The sequence below is a fragment of the Hymenobacter mellowenesis genome, from assembly GCF_030581005.1.
Classification (GTDB): Bacteria; Bacteroidota; Bacteroidia; order Cytophagales; family Hymenobacteraceae; genus Hymenobacter; species Hymenobacter mellowenesis.
This window is the reverse complement of the sequence record NZ_JAUQSX010000012.1, coordinates 79,965-99,053: the sequence shown is the minus strand read 5'-3', so window position 1 is coordinate 99,053 and position 19,089 is coordinate 79,965. Positions and strand designations below refer to the sequence as shown.

The following is a 19,089-nucleotide window of genomic DNA, read 5'->3' as shown; positions in this document are numbered from 1 at the left end:
AGTTCCGTCTGCATGCGCCTTACTTCTTGGCCTGCACCACAATCCATTCGCGGATGGTTTCCTGGGCCTCGGGCGAAAAGTTGGGCTGGGGCTGGCCGTTGATGACGGGCCACTTGGTTTGGTCGGGCTGGAAGAGGTGGTTTACACCCTGGAGCTTCTTCACGGTCACGCTTTTGTTCTTATTCAGGCCGTTTTTCAGCGCGTTCAGGTTGGCGTCGGCGTTGATGGTGAGGTCGGAAGTGCCGTTGAGAAGTAGGACCGGGCACGTCACGGCCGCCAGCTTCTCCACAGGGTTGAAAGCCAGGAAATAGCGGTAGCGCGGTGAGGTCATTTCGGCAGCGCTCGACTGCGCGGTGGCGTTGTCGATGGCCGCGTTGTTCTGCTTCAGCATGTTGGCCACAATGGCCTGGGCCTGGGCATTGTCGGTGGTTTGACGGATGATTTCCAGCATGGCTTGCTGGCGCTTAGTGGCCGATTCAATTTGGGCGGTTTCGGTGCCGAGGGTGCGCAGCGTGGTGGCCTGCTGCTGCACCACAATGTCGCGGCCCGGCAGGCCGTAGGCGGCCAGCGCCACCACAAACGCGGGCGGCAGCGGCTGGGCGGCGGCCAGCAAAGCCACGTTGCCGCCCTCGCCGTGGCCCACCAGGCCAAGGTGGGCGAGGTCGATTTCGGGGCGGGTGCGCAGGTAGTTGAGGCCGGCCTGGGCGTCGCTCACAAGGTCGGCGGTGGTGACGGCGGGGGTGCCGCCCGATTTGCCCGTACCCCGGTCGTCGAAGCGCAGCACGGCCACGCCGCGGCGGGTGAGGTAATCGGCCAGCAGGCCCAGCGGAGCGAAGTCCCCCACAGTGCCGTCGCGGTCCTGCGGCCCGGCATCCGAGAGCAGCACCACGGCCGGAAACGGCCCCGGGCCGGCCGGAATGGTGAGCATGCCCGCCAAGCGGGTGTTGATGGTGAGGTTGCTGAAGGTGGCTTCTTCCTCGCGGTAGGGCGGGGTGAGGCGCACATTTTTGGCATTCATGGCCGGCAGGGGGCTGAAGGCCAGCGTCATGGGCACTTTGAAGCCGGGCTGCTGCCATAGGCCCACCATCTGCTTGCCATCGGCCGACACCTTGCCCACGAAGCGGCTATTGGCTTCTTCGGCGAAGAGGCGCACGGTGTCGCCTTTCACCTCGGTTTTTACGGCCATGCGGCTCACCTTCTGCAAGGGCACGTCCATGGTGGCAAAGTATTCGCCGCCGGTCAGTTTCACGAAACGAAAAATGACTTCGAGCTGGCCGCCGGGCACTTTCAGCTGGCCTTTCCAGAGGCCGTCGAGGGCGGGCGCATCGGCCACCACGCGCGGCGCGGCTCCGGCGCGGGCCCCGCCCGGCATTGCTAACGTGAAGCAGAATAATAACGCACTAAAGAGGCGGAGTAAACGATACGTATTGATGGTCATAGCTAAAAAAGGAGCATCGAAAAGGCCAATGGCCCCCCAAAGTTATTAGGGGCAAAGGATGGCAATGGTAAAGTAGCAAAATAAATATCTTGCCAACATTGTGGCGCGGCATCGATTGCAGACGAAAAGCTCCAGCTTCTGATTGAAAACCGGGGCTTTGGGTTTAAACATCGATACAGCAGCGTGCTCCGGCGCATTACGACGCAACGGATGGAGACCAAAAACGGCTCTTTCCTGCTAATAGCAAGCCGGCAACACTTGTTATTGCAAGTGCCAGCCTACGCTACTCGCTCACAAACACCCGCTTCACCCGCTCGCTCACGTTGGTGAGCAGCTCATAGGCAATGGTGCCAATGCGACTGGCCAGTTCGGGCAGCGGCAGCCCTTCCCCAAACACCACGGCCACGTCGCCGGCCTGCGCGTCGGCAATGTGCGTCACATCGACCATGCACATATCCATGCACACGGAGCCCACCAGCGGCGCCTGCTGCCCCCGGATGAGCACCACGCCCGCGCCGTTGCCGAAGCGCCGGTCGTAGCCGTCGGCGTAGCCAATGGCCAGCGTGGCAATGCGGCGTTCCGTGTCGGCGGCCACGCCGCGACGGCCGTAGCCCACGGTGTGGCCGGCGGGCAGGGTTTTGATTTGGGAAATGCTGGTGCGCAGCTCGCTCACGGGGCGCAGGGCGTCGGTGTCGCGGCCGCTGGCATCCACCCCGTAGAGGCCGATGCCGAGGCGCACCATGTCGAAGTGCGCATCTGGAAATCGCAGAATACCAGCCGAGTTAAGGGCGTGTTTTAGCACGGGGTGGCCCAGCGCCTCTTCCAGAGCGGCGGCCATGCGGCGGAAGGCGGCCAGTTGCTGCCGGGTAAAGTCGTCGTGGCCGGCTTCGTCGGCGGCGGCTAGGTGCGTCATGGCGCTGGCCACGGGCAGGCGGGCGGCGTGGGTGCGCAGGCGGGCCAGTAGCGCGGGCAGGTCGGCTTCGTCGAAGCCGAGGCGGCGCATGCCGGTGTCGAGCTTGAGGTGAATTTTGGGGGCGGGCAGGGCCGCTTCGTCCAGGGTGCGGAAGGTGGCCAGGTATTCATCCAGCATCTCGAACGAGTAGATTTCCGGCTCTAGGCGGTATTGGCGCAGCAGGTCGAAAGAATCGGGCGCCGGGTTCATCACCATGATGGGCAGGCTGATGCCGGCCTCGCGCAGGGCCACGCCTTCGTCGGCGTAGGCCACAGCCAAGTAGTCGGCCCGCTGGAATTCGAGCAGGCTGGCTACTTCGTAGGAGCCCGCCCCGTAGGCAAAGGCTTTCACCATGACCATGAGCTTGGTGCCCGCCTGCAGCTGGCGGCGGTAGTGCTGCAAGTTGTGGCTCAGGGCGTCGAGGTTGACTTCCAGCACCGTGCCGTGCTGCTGGGCCTGCAAAGCCGCCACAATGCGCTCGAAACCAAAGCGGCGGGCGCCCTTTATCAGCACCACTTCCCGGGCGAAATCAGCGGGGTTGAGCTGCGCCAGAAAGGCCTCGGTGGTGGGGAAGGTTTGAATGAGGAATGAAGAATGAGGAATGAGGAATTGGCTGCTCACAGCATCTTCGGCTGCTCTAGATTCCATTCTTAACTCTTCATTCTTCGTTCCTAATTGAGCAGAAATCTCCCCTCCTATCCCAATCAACCGCGTGATGCCGGCAGCCGGCAGCAGGGCCACCACGCGGGCATACAGCTCCGCGCTGCTCAGGCCCGATTCCAGCACGTCGCTCAGGATGAGGGTGCGGCGGCCGGGGCGGGGCTGCCGGGCCAGCGCGTTGAGTGCCAGCGACAGGCCCGCGAGGTCGTTGTTATAGGTATCGTCGAGCAGGTAGGAATCGTGGCGGCCCAGCTTCATTTCCAGGCGCATGGCCACGGGGTGCAGGCGGGCCAGGCGGCGCTGGATTTCGGCGGGCTCGACGGCGCGGTGCAACAGCACGGCGAGGCAATGAAGGGCGTTTTCGATGGAAGGCTCGTCGGCGAAAGGCAGCGTGAACTCATGCGCGCTGCCATCGGCTACCTGAGCCTGCCAGCGGGTGCGGCCCTCGGCGCTGCCGGCCGGGGCAAAATGCACATCGGCCGGCTGGTCGGGCTGGCGCGTCCAGCTGTAGCCGGGCAGCCCCAGCTCGGCCACGGCGGCGCGCACCAGCGGCTGGTCGTAGCAATAGAACAGGCGCTGAAACTGCGGTCCCCGGAACAGCTTGAGCTTCTCAAGAAGCTTCTGTTCCTGCGAGTTGAAGCCGGCATCGTGGGCCGTACCGAGGTTGGTGAACAGGCCTTCGGTGGGCTGGATGATTTCGGCCAGCCGCGCCATCTCCCCTACTTCCGAAATCCCCGCTTCAAAAATACCCAGCGTGTGGCGCACCGGGTTCAGCTCCCACACACTCAGCGGCACACCAACTTGCGAGTTGTAGGAGCGCGGCGAGCGGCAGATGTCCTCGTCGGGACTCAGCAGCTGGGCCAGCCACTCTTTCACAATGGTCTTGCCGTTGGAGCCGGTGATGGCCAGCACCGGGCCGGCAAAGGCGGCGCGGTGAGCAGCGGCCAGCGCCTGCAGCGCGGCCAGCGGGCTGGCTACGGCAATGATGCCGGCCCCGGGGTAGGCGGCCAGACCGTCGGGCAAGTCTCGGCCAGCTTCGATGATGAACAGGCGGACGCCCTGGGCGTAGAGCGCGGGCAGGTAGCGGTGGCCGTCGTGGCTGGGGCCGCGCAGGGCGAAGAAGAGCGCGCCAGCCGGCAGGCCCACGCGCCGGCTGTCGAGCAGTAGGTGGCGGACTTCGGCGGCCGGGTCGGCGGGGGCTTGCAGGAGGTGGCCGGCCAGCAGGCCCGGCAGCGAAGAGAAGGCGAACACGGCGCAAAGGTCGGGCAGATGGGCGGAAAAGCATTCTGGCGGTGCAACGACGCGGTGACAGCCGGAATCATTGCCCCCGACCGCCCACAGTTGAATTGGTTTTGCTACTATTGCAACAACAAATGTTGCCATTCACTTTTTCTGCATTTTTTCACTTTACCTCCTTACCTATGAGACAGTTTACCAACCTCGGCCGTAGCCTGCTGTGGGCACCGGCCGCTGCCCTGACCCTCGGCGCGTGCAGCCCCAAGGCCACCTCAGTGGCCACGGCTTCTACTGCGGCTACGGCTACCAGCGCGGCACCGGCCACCATGGCCGCGGCGCCAGCACCCAAGCCAGCGCCCGCTGGGCCCGCCTTCCAGGTGCCGGTGGAATATTACACCCTGCCCAACGGGCTGAAAGTGGTGTTCTCGCCCGACCACACGGCGCCCACAGCCACGGTGGCCGCCTACTACGGCGTGGGCTTCCGCACCGAGCCGCGCGACCGCACGGGTTTCGCGCATTTGTTTGAGCACCTGATGTTTCAGGGCTCGCAGAACTTGGGCAAGAACGAGTTTATTGGCCTGATTCAGAAGAACGGCGGGGTGCTGAACGGCTCAACGCGCTTCGATTTCACCAACTACTTTGAGGTAGTGCCCAGCAACAAGCTCGAAACCATTTTGTGGGCCGAGGCCGACCGCATGCGCGGCCTGGCCATCACGCAAGCCAACCTGACCAACCAGCAGGGCGTGGTAAAAAGCGAGGTGCGCGTGAACGTGCTCAACCAGCCCTATGGCGGCTTTCCGTGGATTGACATGCCCATGAAAGCCAACAAGAACTGGAACAATGCCCACAATTTCTACGGCGACATGAGCGACCTCGACGCCGCCAACCTGGCCGATACGAAGTCGTTTTTCAAAACCTACTACGCGCCCAACAACGCCGTGCTGGCCGTGGTGGGCGACTTCGAGCCCGCCGAGGCCCGGGCCTGGGTGCAGAAGTACTACGCCGCCATTCCGAGCGCCCCGCAGCCGCCCAAGCCCGACATCGCGGAGCCGCGCCAGGAGCAGGAGCAGCGCTTCAGCAAGGACGACAAGCTGGCCAACAAGCCCGCGCTGGCCTTCGGCTACCACATGCCCGAGCGCAACACGCCCGAGTATTACGCCATGATAATGCTCGACCAGATTCTGCTGCAGGGCAACGACAGCCGCCTCTACCAGGCCCTGGTGCAGAAGCGCGGCTACGCCAGCAACGTGAGCGGCGGCATTAATTACCTCGGCAACCAGTTCAACTACAACGGGCCTATGCTGTGGATGGGCGACCTGGTGTTCGACCCGGCGGTGCAGGCTGATTCGGTGGTGCGCGTGCTCGACCAGGAAATCAACAAGCTCAGCAGCAAGGGTATCGACCAGGCCACACTGGACCTGGCGCTGGTGAAAATCCGCTCAGCATTTTATGACCAGGTGAGCGGGTCCGACAACTTCGGACGGGCCGATTTGCTGGCCTCGTTTGCGATGTTCGACAACGACCCGGCCCGCATCAACCGGCTCGAAGGTGAGTTCCGCAAGGTGACGCCGGAGCTCATGCAAAAGACCATCCGCGAGTACCTGCGACCCACCAACCGCACCATCATCACCGTCAACCCGCTGGCCAAAAGCTAGCCTTCCCTCCTACTTTCATTATGAAGAAGCTAGCTATCGGGTTGCTCAGTGCGGCCCTCTTAACTGCTACCGGCGCCCACGCCCAGAAGGCCCCAGCCAAAACCAAAGCTCCCGCCAAGCCCGCCACCCGCGCGGCCGGCGTAGCCAAAGCCGTGGCCGCCGCCCAAACGCCGTCTGCGCCCAAGCAGGCCCCACCCGAAGGCGCTGCCCCGCGCGACTTTGCCTTGCCCGCCAAGGAAGATTTCACCCTCGATAACGGCCTGCGCGCCCGGCTGGTGCCCTTCGGCCAGGTGCCGAAGGTGAGCATGATGGTGGCCATTCAGGCCGGCAACGTGCACGAAGCGGCCAACGAAGAATCGGTGGCCGACCTGCTGGGCAAGCTTATGCAGGAAGGCACCAGCACGATGACGGCCACGCAAGTATCTGAGCGTGTGGCCCGTATGGGCGGCTCGCTCTACATCTCGGTGGGCCTCGACCAGACCACGCTCTGGGCCTCCTGCCTGAGCGAGTACGCACCCGAGCTGGCTACCCTGATGGCCGACGTGGTGCAGCATCCGGCCCTACCCGCTTCGGAGCTGCCGCGTTTGAAGAGCGACCTGAAGCGGCAAATGGCGCTGTCGCGCGCCCAGCCCGGGGTGCAGGCCCGCATGAAGTTCTCGCACGCCATCTACGGCGACCATCCTTATGGCCGCGACCTGCCGACGGATGCCCAGATTGATGCGCTGACGCTGGAACAGGCGCAGAACTTCTACAAGAACCAGTTCGGGGCGCAGCGCACCAGTGTGTACGTGGCGGGCAAATTTGATGCGCCGGCTTTGCGCCAGGCCATCAGCACGGCCTGGGCGGGCTTCCCGCAGGGGCCGGCGCCGAAGATTGACATCGCCAAGCCGCTCACCAAGGGCGACCTGCTGACCCAGGACCGGCCCGGCGCGCCGCAGTCGACCATTGTGGTGGGCCTGCCGGTGGTAGACCCCAGCAGCCCCGACTACATCCGCCTGCGGGTGATGAACTCGCTGCTGGGCGGCTCGTTTGGCTCGCGCATCACGCGCAACATCCGGGAAGACAAGGGCTACACGTACTCGCCCTACAGCTCCATCGGCACGCACTACCGCACCGCCACCTGGACCGAAACCGCCGACGTGACCACCGGCGACACCGGCAACTCGCTGCGCGAAATCATGAACGAAGTGGAGCGCCTGCAGAAAACCGCACCCTCCGCCGACGAGCTGCGCGGCATTCAGAACTACGAGGGCGGGCTGTTTGTGCTGCGAAACTCCACGCCCGACGGCATTATCGGCCAGCTCAACAACCTGGACCTGCACGGCCTGCCCGAGAGCTTCCTCACCGAGCAAGTGAAGAACATCAACTCCGTGACGCCCCAGCAGGTGAGCGAAACCGCCCGCAAGTACGTGCGCCCCGAAGCCATGACCATTGTGGTAGTTGGCGACAAAAAAGTGGTGGACCCGCAACTGAAGAAATTCCAGGCCGAGCGCAAGAAGCCCATGTAGCCGCCACAGCTGCTGGCAGGTTCTGAAAAGCCGCTCTGAGAGATTGGGGCGGCTTTTTGCGTCAGGCAATATGCGACGGAGTTAGGCCCCGCGCCGCTTAACAACGGCGGCATTCGCCGAAAACACTCGGCACGCGTAATGGTTTCCCTACGCCAATTAGCTGATTCTTTTTATCCTCTCCCGTATCCGCACTCTCTATTTCTTGCCAAAGGCTGTCCGTCGGCTTTTCGTGGTTGGCTCGCTGCTCATGGCGGGGCTGCTGCGACCGGCGGCTGCCCAAACCCCGGCCACCGACAGCCTGCGCCGCGCCTACGCGCACGCCCCGGCCGACTCGACCCGGGTGCTGGCACTGCTGAAGCTGGCGTATAGCTTCCGGGCTTCGCAGCCCGATACGACCATTGCCATGGCCCAAAAAGCCTGGCGGCTGGCGCGGGAGCTGGGTTTCGACAAGGGCCGGGGCCAGGCGCAGGGCATGATTGGCGTTGTGCTGCGCGAGCGTGGCGAATTGCCTAAAGCCTTTGCCAACCAGCTTATTGCTCTGCAAATCAGCCGCGAAACCTACGACCTGGAGGGCGAGGCCGCCAGCCTGAACGCCTTGGGCAACATCAGCTTTGACCTGCGCCAGTACCGGTCGCCCATTCGCTACTACGAGCAGTCGCGGGACCTTTTTCAGCGTATCGGCCAGCCGGCCTGGGTAGCCGGCAGCCTCACCAACATGGGCAGTTGCTACGAGCGGCTCGATGTGCTGGACTCGGCGTTGCTGCGCCAGCGCCAGGCCCAGGAGCTTATTGCTCGATTTCCCAAGCCCAAGCTGGCCCAAGCGCTGGCGCTGCGCAACATGGGCCGGGTGCAGGCCCGGCTCGGGCATTATCCAGAGGCGTTCGACTACTACCGGCGCGCCCTGCGCGAAACGATCCTGACCAACGACCTGCGCAACCGCGCCATGGCCCAGTACCGCATGGCCGACCTCTACCAAACGCTGCACCAGCCCGATTCGAGCCTGCGCTACGCCCGGCAGGCGCTGCAAAACGCCCAACGCGTGTCGTACCGCATCACAGTGCTGGATGCGGCCAACTTGCTGGCTCGCCTCCACAAAACCCGAAACAGCCTGGATAGTGCCTTCCGCTACCAGGCCCTGGCCGTGGCGGCGCACGACAGCCTCTTCGGCCCCGACAAGTTCCGGCAGTTGCAACTGCTGGCCTTCAATGAGCAGCAGCGGCAGCTGCAGCAGCGGGCCGAGCATAAGCTGCAAACCGCTAACTACCAGCGCATGGGGTTACTGACAGCGCTGGTGTTCATTCTGTTGATTGCCCTGCTGCTGGGGCGCACCAACCGCCAGCAGCGCCGCGCCAACCAGCTCCTGAACGAGCGCAACGCCCAGATTGAAGCCCAGCGCAACGCCCTCGACCAAGCCCTGACAGAGCTGCGCACCATGCAGGCCCAGCTGGTAGCGGCCGAGAAATGGTCGTTTGTGGGCGAGCTGTCGGCCGGAATTGCCCACGAGCTGCAAAACCCGCTGGCCTTCATGCGGAACTTCGCCGCCGTGAGCGAGGCCTTGCTGGACCAGGACGCCACCCAGCCCGGTACCGACGGCCTGGAGCAGAAAATCATGGCCGGCCTGAAGCAGAACCTGCGCGAAATCAGCCAGCACGGGCAGCGCGCTTCGTCCATCATCACCAACATGCTGGCCCACGCCCGCACCGGCACCAGCCCGCTTGAGCCCACCGACCTCAACGCCCTGCTGGCCGACAGCCTGCGCCTGGCCACTCAGGCGGCGCCCACGCCGGCCGGGGCTGCGCCGGTGCAGCTCGACACTGATTTTGCGCCCAACCTAGCCCCCGTCCCGGCCGTGCCGCAGGAGCTGGGCCGCGCTTTCTTGAATTTGTTTACCAATGCCTTGTACGCCGTGCGCCGGCGCCAGGAAAGTACTCCCGACTACCAACCGGTACTTAGCGTGCAAACGGCCCGCACGGAGGGCGGGGTCGAAATCCGGGTGCGCGACAATGGGATTGGCATGACAGAGGAAGTGGCCGGGCAGGTGTTCCAGCCGTTTTTCACCACTAAGCCGGCTGGCGAGGGCACGGGCCTGGGCTTGTCATTGAGCCACGACATTATCACTAAAGGCCACGGCGGCACGCTCACGGTGGAAACGCGGGAAGGAGAATTCACCGAATTTACGGTGCGGCTACCGGCCTAACTTTGCGGCCAGCCGTTTGCCGCCCCCGCATGCATTTTACCCGCGTTTTGCTTGGCCTAAGCTTGGCCGCCTTGCTGGCGGGCTGCGCCCGCCGCCCCACCATACTGCCAATTTATGACGTAGTTGTCAACCACGTCACCATCGTCGACGTGGCCACCGGGCAGTTGCGGCCCAATCAGGTGGTGGCCATTGCGCGGGGCAAAATTGTGGAGGTGCAGCCCGCCGACAAGGACAGCTATGCCGCCAAACAATATGTGAACGGCAATGGCCGCTACCTCATTCCGGGCCTGTGGGACATGCACGTGCACTTTCGGGGCGGCGACAGCCTGGTGGCGGCTAATAAGAAGAGCCTCACGCTATACTTAGCCCACGGTATCACCACGGTGCGCGATTGCGGCGGCGACATGACGACCAGCGTGCTGCAGTGGCGGGCTGATATGGACGCTGGCAAATACGCCGGCCCGCGCATTTTCACCTCGGGGCCCAAGATTGACGGGCCCGGCGCCTACTGGCCCGGCTCGCTGGAGGTGGAAACGCCGGCCCAGATTGGCAAGGCGCTGGACTCGCTGCAGCGGTTGAAGGTGGACTACGTAAAGATTTACGACAGCAAAATTTCGGGCGAAGCCTACCTCAACACCATCTCGCAGGCCCAACGGCGCGGGCTGAAAACCACCGGCCACATGCCCTACTCCGTGACGCTGAGCGACGCCGTGAAACGCGGCCTCGACGCCACCGAGCACCTGTACTATGTATTTAAAGCCTGCTCGGGCAAGGAAGACAGCCTGACGGCGCTGGTGCGCGCCAGCCTGCAAACGCCTAAGCCGCTGGGCCTCTTCGCCATGCTGCCGGCCGTGTACGACACCTACAGCCCGGCCGCCGCCAGCCGCATTTTCAAGCTGATGGCCCGGCGCCACACGGCCGCCGTGCCCACGCTCTACATCGGCCAAACGCTGGCCGGGCTGCCCGACAACGACCACGCCCGCGATACCCTGCTGGCCTACATCGACCCAAAAATTCAGGCCACTTACGCCCGCCGGGCGGCCAGCGCCCGGCAGCAGCCGCTGGCCGCCCGGCAGTTCAGCCAAAAGCTCGAAACCAAATTCCGGAGCCTCGTGCCGCAAATGCAGGCCGCCGGCGTCCCCATTCTGGCCGGCTCGGACAGCGGGCCGTTCAACTCGTTTGTTTACCCGGGCGCTTCATTGCAGGAGGAACTGGTGCTGCTGGTGCGGGCGGGGCTCACGCCGTTGCAGGCCCTGCAGGCGGCCACCACCAACGGCGCAAAGTTTATGGGCGTGGCCGAGCGCACCGCCGCCATTGCTGTGGGCCGCGATGCCGACCTGGTGCTGCTCACCGCGAACCCGCTCGAAAACATCGCCAACATCCGGCAGATTGACGCTGTGATTTCGCGCGGCAAGGCCTACCCAGCGGCGGCGCTGGCCAACCTAATGCGGGCCGTGAAAAACCGCTAAATGCCGTTGGAGGCGGTGTAAGGCAGGTGTGGGAATTAATTTAAGATTAAAACTATCAATGACATAATCCGAAAGGGGCCGTGAGCTCGTACGCAAGGAACGGGCCGCGGTAGCGGGCTGTGAAATTGCCGTACGTATCGTTTCATCCTTACCCCTTTCTTTCATGTCCACACCCCTACTTTCACCGCTGGCAGCGAGCCGGCGGTTTCGTCGTTTACTAGGTACTGCGGCGGGCTTGGCGCTGGCGTTCGCAGTTCCAGCGGCCGTGCAGGCCCAGACGGTTTACGGCCTTGGCTATGCAAATGCTGGCAACGCCGTGGGCGTACCAGCCGGCACTCAACTACTTGGTAGCTTGGATGTTGCAACCGGAACCATCAACCTGACCACCTTGAAAACGGTTTCGGGCGTCACGGCCGGGCAAACGCTGGTGGGCATGGACTCGCGCCCAGCTACGGGCGAACTGTTTGTGCTGGGCTACAACGCCAGCACGGCGGGCAGCAACTCCCAACTGTATACGCTGGACCCCAACACCGGCGCGGTGACGGCGGTAGGCGTGGCTTTCCGCCTAGAGCTGGGCGGTCCATCGGACCGCATCGGCTTCGATTTTAACCCCACCGTGGACCGCATTCGGGTGGTGAGTAGCTACAACCCCACCACCGGCAACACCAACAACTACCGCCTGAACCCCACACCGGGCACCGGCGGTGCCATTGCTGTCATCAACGACGGCGTACTGGCCTACGCCAGCGGCACGCCGGCCGACCCGAACATTGGGGCGGCCGCCTATACCAACTCGGCGTTCGGAGCATCGACCACGGTGCTCTACGACATCGACGAAACCAATGGCCTGCTGGCCCAGCAAAACCCGCCGAACAACGGCACGCTGGCCACCCAAGTGCCCATTACGTTTAACGGTGCCCCTTTTGGCACCAAAAACGCTATCGACATCGACATCTACGTCAACCCCAGCACCGGTCAGGAGTCGGCTTACCTGATTGAGGTAACGACCGGGGGCAGCACCAACTTCTACAACTTCAATCTGGCCACGGGCGCAGCCACCAGCGTAGGTTCGGCCAACGTGGTGCCGGCCATAGCGGGGGTGGAAGTGCGCGACATCGCGGCGGCCATTGCCCCGCGCTCGGTGCCGGCCCTGCAGGGCCAGCTGGCCTACGCCGTGACCACCAACAACAACCTCATCAGCTTCGACACCCAGAACCCGTCGGTGATTCGCTCGCTGGTGGCCATCACCGGCCTGGGCGCTTCGCAGACGCTGGTGGGCACCGACTTCCGGCCCAACACCGGGCAGTTATTCGGCCTGGGCTACGACCCGGCTACCGGCGCCAACGACCGGCTCTACACCATCAACCTGACTACCGGCGTGGCCACGGCCGTGGGCACGGCCGACATTGACCTGCCCCTGGGCACCGACCTCACGGCCATCGGCTTCGATTTTAACCCCACCGTGGACCGCATCCGGGTGGTGAGTGCCAACGACGCCAACTACCGCCTCAACCCCAACAACGGCGCCATTGCCTTCATGGATGGCGCGCTGGCCTACGCCGCCGGCGACCCCAACGCGGGCCAGGACCCCAACGTGGGTTCGGGCGCCTACACCAATTCCTTCGTGGGCTCGACGGCCACCGGCCTCTACGTGCTCGACCACGTGCGCGGCACCGTCTCGTTCCAGAACCCGCCGAACAATGGCACCCTCACCAACTCACGCCAGCTGAACGGCGTGAACGGCGCGGGCGTAGGCGGGGCCATTGGCGCGGTGAATGATTTGGACGTGTATTTCGACGGCACGAGCGACACGCCGTATCTGGCAGCGGTGCCTAATGGCCAGGTCAACAGCCGTTTCTACAGCCTCAGCGCCCTCAGCCCTACCAATACTGCCGCGCAGGTGGCCACTGATTTGGGTCCGATTGGCGCGGCTACCACTGTGCGCGACATTTCCGTACTGCTGGCGCCAAACTCGACGCCTACCACCGCCGCCACTCTCACGGGCCGACTGTTGTACGCAGTGGCCAGCGGCAACCTGATTTCCTTTGACTCGGGCAACCCGGGCGTTATCCGCACGGCGGTGAACATCACCGGCCTGCCGTCCGATGGCTCGCAGGTGCTGGCCGGGACCGACTTCCGGCCGCTCGACGGGCAGTTGTTCGCGCTGGGCTACAACGCGACCACCAGCCAGGGTCAGATTTACACACTCAACATCACGACCGGCGCACTGACGGCGGTGGGCAGCCTGAATGCGATGACTCTGGGTGCCGCTTCAGGTATCGGCTTTGACTTCAACCCCGTGGCCGACCGCATCCGCATCGTGGGCGCCAACGGCAATAACTACCGCCTCACCCCTGCCGGCGCGCTGGTCACGGTGAACGACGGCCCCACGGGGCGCGCCTTGTCGGGCACGGCCTACACTAACAACGACAACAACGCGAACACTGGCACCACGCAGTACGGCTACGACCAGACCACGAACCAGGTCGTGGTCTTCAGCGACCCAAATGCGGGTACCAATTCCACGCTGGGCAGTTCCAACATCACCGTGAACACCGCCAACGGGGTTGAGTTTGACATCTATTCTGACCTCACCAACCCGGCTGTTCCGGTTAATACGGCCTTTGCCGTAGCGGCGACCGGCACGAGCACCGCCGACGGCCTGTACACCGTGAGCCTGACCAACGGCACCTTCACTCCGCTGGGCCAAATCGGCAACGGCAGCAACCTTTCGGGTCTGGCCGCCTTCCTCACGCCCGGCCCCGTCATCGCGGCGGGCCTGACCTGGACCGGCGCCGTGAGCACCGACTGGGGCACGGCCGGAAACTGGAGCCCCGCCCAGGTGCCCACCGCCACCGATAACGTGACCATTCCGGACGTGGCCAACGACCCCGTGGTAACCGGCAACCAGCTGGCCAATGCTGTGACCCTGAACACCGGCGCCGTTCTCACTCTAGCCGATGGCGCGGTACTGAGCGTGAGCGGCAACATCACCAACAACTCGGCTACCATCACCTCTTTGGGCGCGAATGTGACCGGCCGCATTACGCTGGCCGGCGCTGCGATTCAAATCATCAGCGGCACGCTCACCACCTTCCCGAACCTGACGGTGGGCACAGCAGGCGTTGCGGCGGGTGGCCCGGTGGCCATCCGGCGCAGCCTGGTGCTGAACGGCTCCTACACGACCAGCAGCCAGCTGTTGACGCTGCTCTCGGACGCTACGGGCACGGCCTATGTGGTGAACAACGGCGCGGCAGTGGTAGGCGGCCAAACCACGGTACAGCGCTACATCATGCCCAACCTGAACGCGGGCCCGGGCTACCGCCACTACAGCTCGCCGGTGAGCGGCAACACGGTGGCCGACTTCACTACCACAGGCTATTCGCCGACGGTTAATTCGACTTATAATTCGTCCAATGCCCCGCGCCTGGTGCAGCCTTATCCGACCGTCTTCTATTACGACCAGTCGCGCCTGGCCACCAGCAACTCGTCTTATGCAGTAGGCGATTTTGACAACGGCTTCCTTTCGCCTGGCGACCTCAGCGATGGGCTGGTTGCGGGCCGCGGCTATACGGTGAATATCAACGCTTCTGCGCTGGTCGACTTTACCGGCACGCTCAACAACGGCCCTTACTCGCGCACCAACCTGGCGCGCGGCGCGCAGACCTCGGCCGGCTACCACTTGCTGGGCAACCCCTACCCGGGCGCCATTGACTACAACACCGTACTGGGCGTATCCTCGGGCCTGGAAAGCGCGCTGTATGTGTTCAAGAGCAGCGGCCAGTACACCGGCACTTACACCAGCTACGTGAACGGCGCGAGCACCAACACCGGCACCAACGTGCTGCCGGTGGGTCAGGGCTTCTTTGTTCGCACGGCCGCGGGCCAAACGGGCGCGGTGAACTTCACCAACGCCGCCCGCCTCAACGCGCCCGACAACACGCCCTTCCAGCGCACCGCCGGCACCCGCCCCGAGCTGACGCTCACCCTGCGCAGCGCCACCGCCGCCAACCAGGCCGTGGTGTACTTCGAGCAGGGCGCCACGGCTGGCTTCGACGCCAGCTTTGATGCCCACTACCTGCCCTCGACCAACGGCCTGCTGCTGGCCACCGAAGCCGGTGCCGAAACCTTGGCCATCAACGGCCAAGCCGCCCTCACCGGCGCCGATGTGGCCGTGCCGCTGCACGTAGCCGCTGCCACGGCCGGCAGCTACACCCTGGCCGTGGATAACCTAGTCAACCTGCCCACCGGCTACTTCGCCTACCTGCGCGACGGTCTCACCGGCGCCTACACCAACCTGACGCCCACCACCAGCATCCCGCTCACGCTGGCCGCCAATGGGGCCGCCGGTGGCCGCTACGCGGTGGTGTTCAGCACTCAGAACCGCGTGCTGGCCACGGCGCCCGCCGCACTGGCTCAGCTAGCCACGGTGTTCCCGAACCCGGCCCACAACACGGCCACGCTGCTGCTGCCGGTAGCGCTGCGCGGCCAGCAAGCCACTCAGGTGACGGTGGTCGACAACATGGGCCGCACGGTGCTGGCCCGCACATTGGCTGCCGGTGCCGCCGAGGCGCTGGAGCTGCCTCTGGCCGGCCTGGCGCCGGGCGTGTACTCGGTGCTGGCCCGCACCACGGCCGGCCTGGTGGCCAAGCGCCTCGTGGTCGAATAACTGGCCTAACCGCCAACCCCGGAGGCGCCTGTGCCTTCGGGGTTTGGCTGGCGCCGCGTCTCATTTCCAACGACTTCCTTTGCTTTTTATGAAAATCATTGTTCCTACTCTTCGCCTTTGTGTTGCCGCAGCCGGCGTATGCCTGCTGGCGGGTAGCTTCACCCCGCTGCTGGCCCAGCCCAGCAGCGGCGGCCCCGGGCCCGGCACTCCCCCCACGGTAGACCCAACCGCTACCCCGCTCGATGGCGGGGCGTCGCTCCTGTTGGCCGCTGGTGCGGCCTACGGCCTGAAGCGCCTGCGCAAAAACAAGCAAGCTGCCCCAAGCCGCTAGCTCCGACTGGTTTATTCAGCAGCAAAACGCCCTCCGAAACGTTGTTTCGGGGGGCGTTTTTAGTTGTGTTGACTTCAAGATAGGTTCGTCTGTCATCCTGAGCTTGCGAAGGACTTTCCCACGCCTACAGACGTTCGCAATTGCTACTATCCGTTCAGTGAAAAGAAGGTCCTTCGTTCTGCTCAGGATGACAGATGGGGCACGCGAGATGTCTCGGCTGCGCTCGACATGACGTTCCGGAATTTCCTGAACAGCGCCCTAGAAGCCCATTCCAATCCGGAAGCCGGTGCCCAGCTTCTGGCCGCTTTGCAGGGCCGTGTAGAAATCGACCCGGAATACTTTGACAATGTGCTCGATGCCCACGCCTACCTCCACGTAGTGGCCGGCCTGGGCCGTTTTCAGGTAGTTGAGGGAAGCCACTTCCTGCCATTTCAGCTTGCGCAGCAGGGGCACATAATTGAGGAAGAAGCCGTTAAAATGGTGGTCGTAATGGGCTTCCAGATAAGAGTTGTTGGTGCTGAAGCGGTAGTAGTCGAGCAGCTGGAAGTTGCTGAAGTTGCCAGCCAGCAGGGTTTGGTTGCCGGAAAAGTGGCGGTAGTCGATGAAGGTCATGCCCTGCTGCCGGCCCACGAAGCCGCCCACGTTCACGCGGAAGCTGCTGGCGCCCAGCAGGCCCAGCGAGAGGTTGTCGCGCACGCCGGCCTGCAGCAGCAGGTAGCGCACGTCGGCGCCGAGCACATCGGGCACGGCCAGCCGGCCCTGCACGTTGAAGGTCGGCCACTTCGAGCCGAGGTTGAACTTGCCGTCGGGCCGATTGATGTAGCGGGTGCCCGGCCGGTAATCCACCGACAAGCCCACGGTAAGAATCTGGCTGCGGCCGAAGCCGGTATCGGGCAGCTCGTCGCTCAGCGGGCGGTTCGGGGTGAAGGCGCGGCCCGGCACGTCGTGGATGAGACGGTCGGTGGTGTTATAGAGCTCGTGGCGGTCGAAGTAGCCGGCGGTGGCGCGCAGGGTCAGGCCATTCACCGGCTCGGTGAGGTAAGTGAATTCGGCGCCGTCGCGGCGGTAGAGCTTGGCGTAGTTGCGGTTGTCGAACAGCGTATACACCGTATTAATGAGCGGCGTGACCTGCGAGTTCTTGTCGAAATTCTCGATGGTGCGGCCCGCCACCAGCCCAACCTGCTTGAGCTTGGCCGGGTGCAGCTGCCAATTGAGATTCAGGCTGGGGCTGAGCCGCTCGCTGCTGAAGCCGTAGCGCAACGTGGGCGTGATGGTGAAGTAACGCTTGTCTTCCGTGCGCTGGCTGAAAATGACCTGGGCGTTGAGCACCTCCCCTTCCACGGTGTTGTACTGGAAAATCTGGGTCACCGGCAGCACCGTTACCGAGCGTTTCCGGAACGTGTTCTGGTGGGTGTAGCCGCCCAGCAGCAGGCTGATGGGTTCGAACTCGTTGCGCTTCCGGTCCATCGAATCCTGGTAGGGGCGCGAGCGGCGGATGACCTCCGTGCTGTCCTTCACGTGGTAGTCCTTACGCTCTTCCAGCGTCAGGGGCACCGGACGGACATCGGCCCAGTAGGCCGAGTCGCGCTCGTTGGCGCCTTTTTCCACGCGCTGCACTTCGCCGCGGCCCATGCTGGCGAAGGGGTCGGTTTTGAGGGAGTCGCGCCGGGTCTGCTTCACCTGTCGGCGCACCTGGCGGTTGAGGCCGCTGAGGTCGGGCTTGCGCTTGCGGATTTGGGCGGCGGTTTCCTGGCCCACGGGTGCGTCGGGCTTGGTGTCGGCCACCACGGGCGGCGCGGCTTTAGGCTCGGGCGGCGCGGGGTAGGTGGGCACCACGGCCGCGTAGTTGGAAAGCACGGCGTTGATGTAGCCGGAGCCTTTGAAACCCAGGCCTGACAGCGTGGCGCGCACCTGCTGCGACTGAATGAGCCACACGTTGGGGTTGCCGGGCGCGGGCGCATATTGCTGGGCAATGTTCAGGTTATCAACGTAGTCAATCTGGGCGTCTTTATCCAGGTTCAAATCGACGGAATGAATACGCCACGAGCCCTCCACGATGTAGATGTAGCCCGAAAAAACCGGGTCCGTCCGGCGGCGCGGCACCACCCGGATTTTGTGCACCACCTCGCCGCCCTGCGGGGTGCTGCCCACCAGCTCGTACTTGTAGAACAGCATGGCGTTGCTGGCGATGGGCGACACAAACCCCCGCTCCGAAAACGCCGGCTTTATCAGGTTCTCGTAGAAGCCTAGGTTGCGGCCCGCGCTGGCCCGGTTGAAGCTCAGCCCACGCGAGTCGCCGCTTACCCGGCTCGATATCATGCGCTCTTTCACCACGTTGGGCTGCGTGAAGCTGATATCGGACAAGCTTTCGGAGAGGTAGAAGATACCTTTTTTAATATCCGGCCCCAGCTTAAACAAGCCCATGATTTTGGCCGGCGTGTCGTCTATCCGGCCCAGGCTTTTGATGTAGATGCGGGCGCGGTAGGAGGATACTTCGCGCCGGTGGTAGGCACGCCACTGCTGCGCCTGCTGAATGATGGCGTAGGCCGGGTCGCGGTCCGAGGACTTCACCAGCACCTCGCCCAGGTTGTAGGCCTCGGCCTGCAGGGCCACGTTCACGGTCAGCGTGGAGTCGCCGCCGGGCACGCGCACCGGCTGCACCTGCGGCCGGTAGCCCACGTACTGAAACACCAGCGCCACCGGGCCCGCCGGCAGGCGCAACTGGTACTGGCCCTGCTCATTAGCCCCGGTGCTGGTGGCCGAGCCGCGCACGGCCACGTTGGCAAACGCCAGCCCCTGGCCCCCGGTCCCGCTCACCGTGCCCTTGATGACGCCGGCGCGGCAGCAGACGGGCAACACACTCAACAGCAAAACAAACGCAAGCAGACGCGAGAAAGTCGAAAACATAAAGCAGCAACCAGCAGAAAAAAGAAGGTCAGGCCAAGTTACGCCCTCTTTCTGCTGATGCCAGCCG

General features: G+C 64.1%; 9 protein-coding genes. 6 read left to right on the top strand and 3 right to left on the bottom strand.

Features of this window, described 5'->3' with window-relative positions:
- Window positions 1-19 precede the first annotated feature (19 nt).
- Both Q5H92_RS20375 and Q5H92_RS20370 read right to left on the bottom strand, forming a co-directional pair.
- Window positions 20-1,372 (bottom strand): alpha/beta hydrolase family protein, encoded by a 1,353-nt coding sequence (locus Q5H92_RS20375; RefSeq protein WP_305013400.1) that lies wholly within the window; start codon window positions 1,370-1,372, stop codon window positions 20-22.
- Between the two features lie 349 nt (window positions 1,373-1,721).
- Window positions 1,722-4,301, bottom strand: coding sequence for a bifunctional UDP-N-acetylmuramoyl-tripeptide:D-alanyl-D-alanine ligase/alanine racemase (locus Q5H92_RS20370; protein ID WP_305013399.1), 2,580 nt, complete (start codon window positions 4,299-4,301; stop codon window positions 1,722-1,724).
- Window positions 4,302-4,471: 170 nt separating this feature from the next.
- Here Q5H92_RS20370 and Q5H92_RS20365 point away from each other — a divergent pair, with 170 nt between their 5' ends.
- From Q5H92_RS20365 to Q5H92_RS20340, 6 genes are all read left to right on the top strand, one after another.
- Window positions 4,472-5,941 carry a M16 family metallopeptidase gene (locus Q5H92_RS20365; RefSeq protein WP_305013398.1) on the top strand — a complete coding sequence of 490 codons (1,470 nt, stop codon included), beginning with the start codon at window positions 4,472-4,474 and terminating at the stop codon, window positions 5,939-5,941.
- Window positions 5,942-5,961: 20 nt separating this feature from the next.
- Window positions 5,962-7,449, top strand: a complete 1,488-nt coding sequence (locus Q5H92_RS20360; protein WP_305013397.1) for a M16 family metallopeptidase — start codon at window positions 5,962-5,964, stop codon at window positions 7,447-7,449.
- Window positions 7,450-7,651: 202 nt separating this feature from the next.
- Window positions 7,652-9,646, top strand: a complete 1,995-nt coding sequence (locus tag Q5H92_RS20355; RefSeq protein WP_305013396.1) for an ATP-binding protein — start codon at window positions 7,652-7,654, stop codon at window positions 9,644-9,646.
- 47 nt (window positions 9,647-9,693) lie between these two features.
- Window positions 9,694-11,115, top strand: a complete 1,422-nt coding sequence (locus Q5H92_RS20350) for an amidohydrolase family protein (RefSeq protein ID WP_305013395.1) — start codon at window positions 9,694-9,696, stop codon at window positions 11,113-11,115.
- Between the two features lie 163 nt (window positions 11,116-11,278).
- Window positions 11,279-15,784, top strand: a complete 4,506-nt coding sequence (locus Q5H92_RS20345) for a DUF4394 domain-containing protein (protein WP_305013394.1) — start codon at window positions 11,279-11,281, stop codon at window positions 15,782-15,784.
- A gap of 88 nt (window positions 15,785-15,872) precedes the next feature.
- Window positions 15,873-16,115, top strand: coding sequence for a PID-CTERM protein-sorting domain-containing protein (locus Q5H92_RS20340; protein WP_305013393.1), 243 nt, complete (start codon window positions 15,873-15,875; stop codon window positions 16,113-16,115).
- Between the two features lie 258 nt (window positions 16,116-16,373).
- Here Q5H92_RS20340 and Q5H92_RS20335 read toward each other — a convergent pair whose 3' ends face one another.
- A complete protein-coding gene (locus tag Q5H92_RS20335) occupies window positions 16,374-18,974 on the bottom strand; it encodes a DUF5686 and carboxypeptidase regulatory-like domain-containing protein (RefSeq protein WP_305013392.1) in 2,601 nt (866 codons plus the stop codon).
- Window positions 18,975-19,089: the final 115 nt, after the last annotated feature.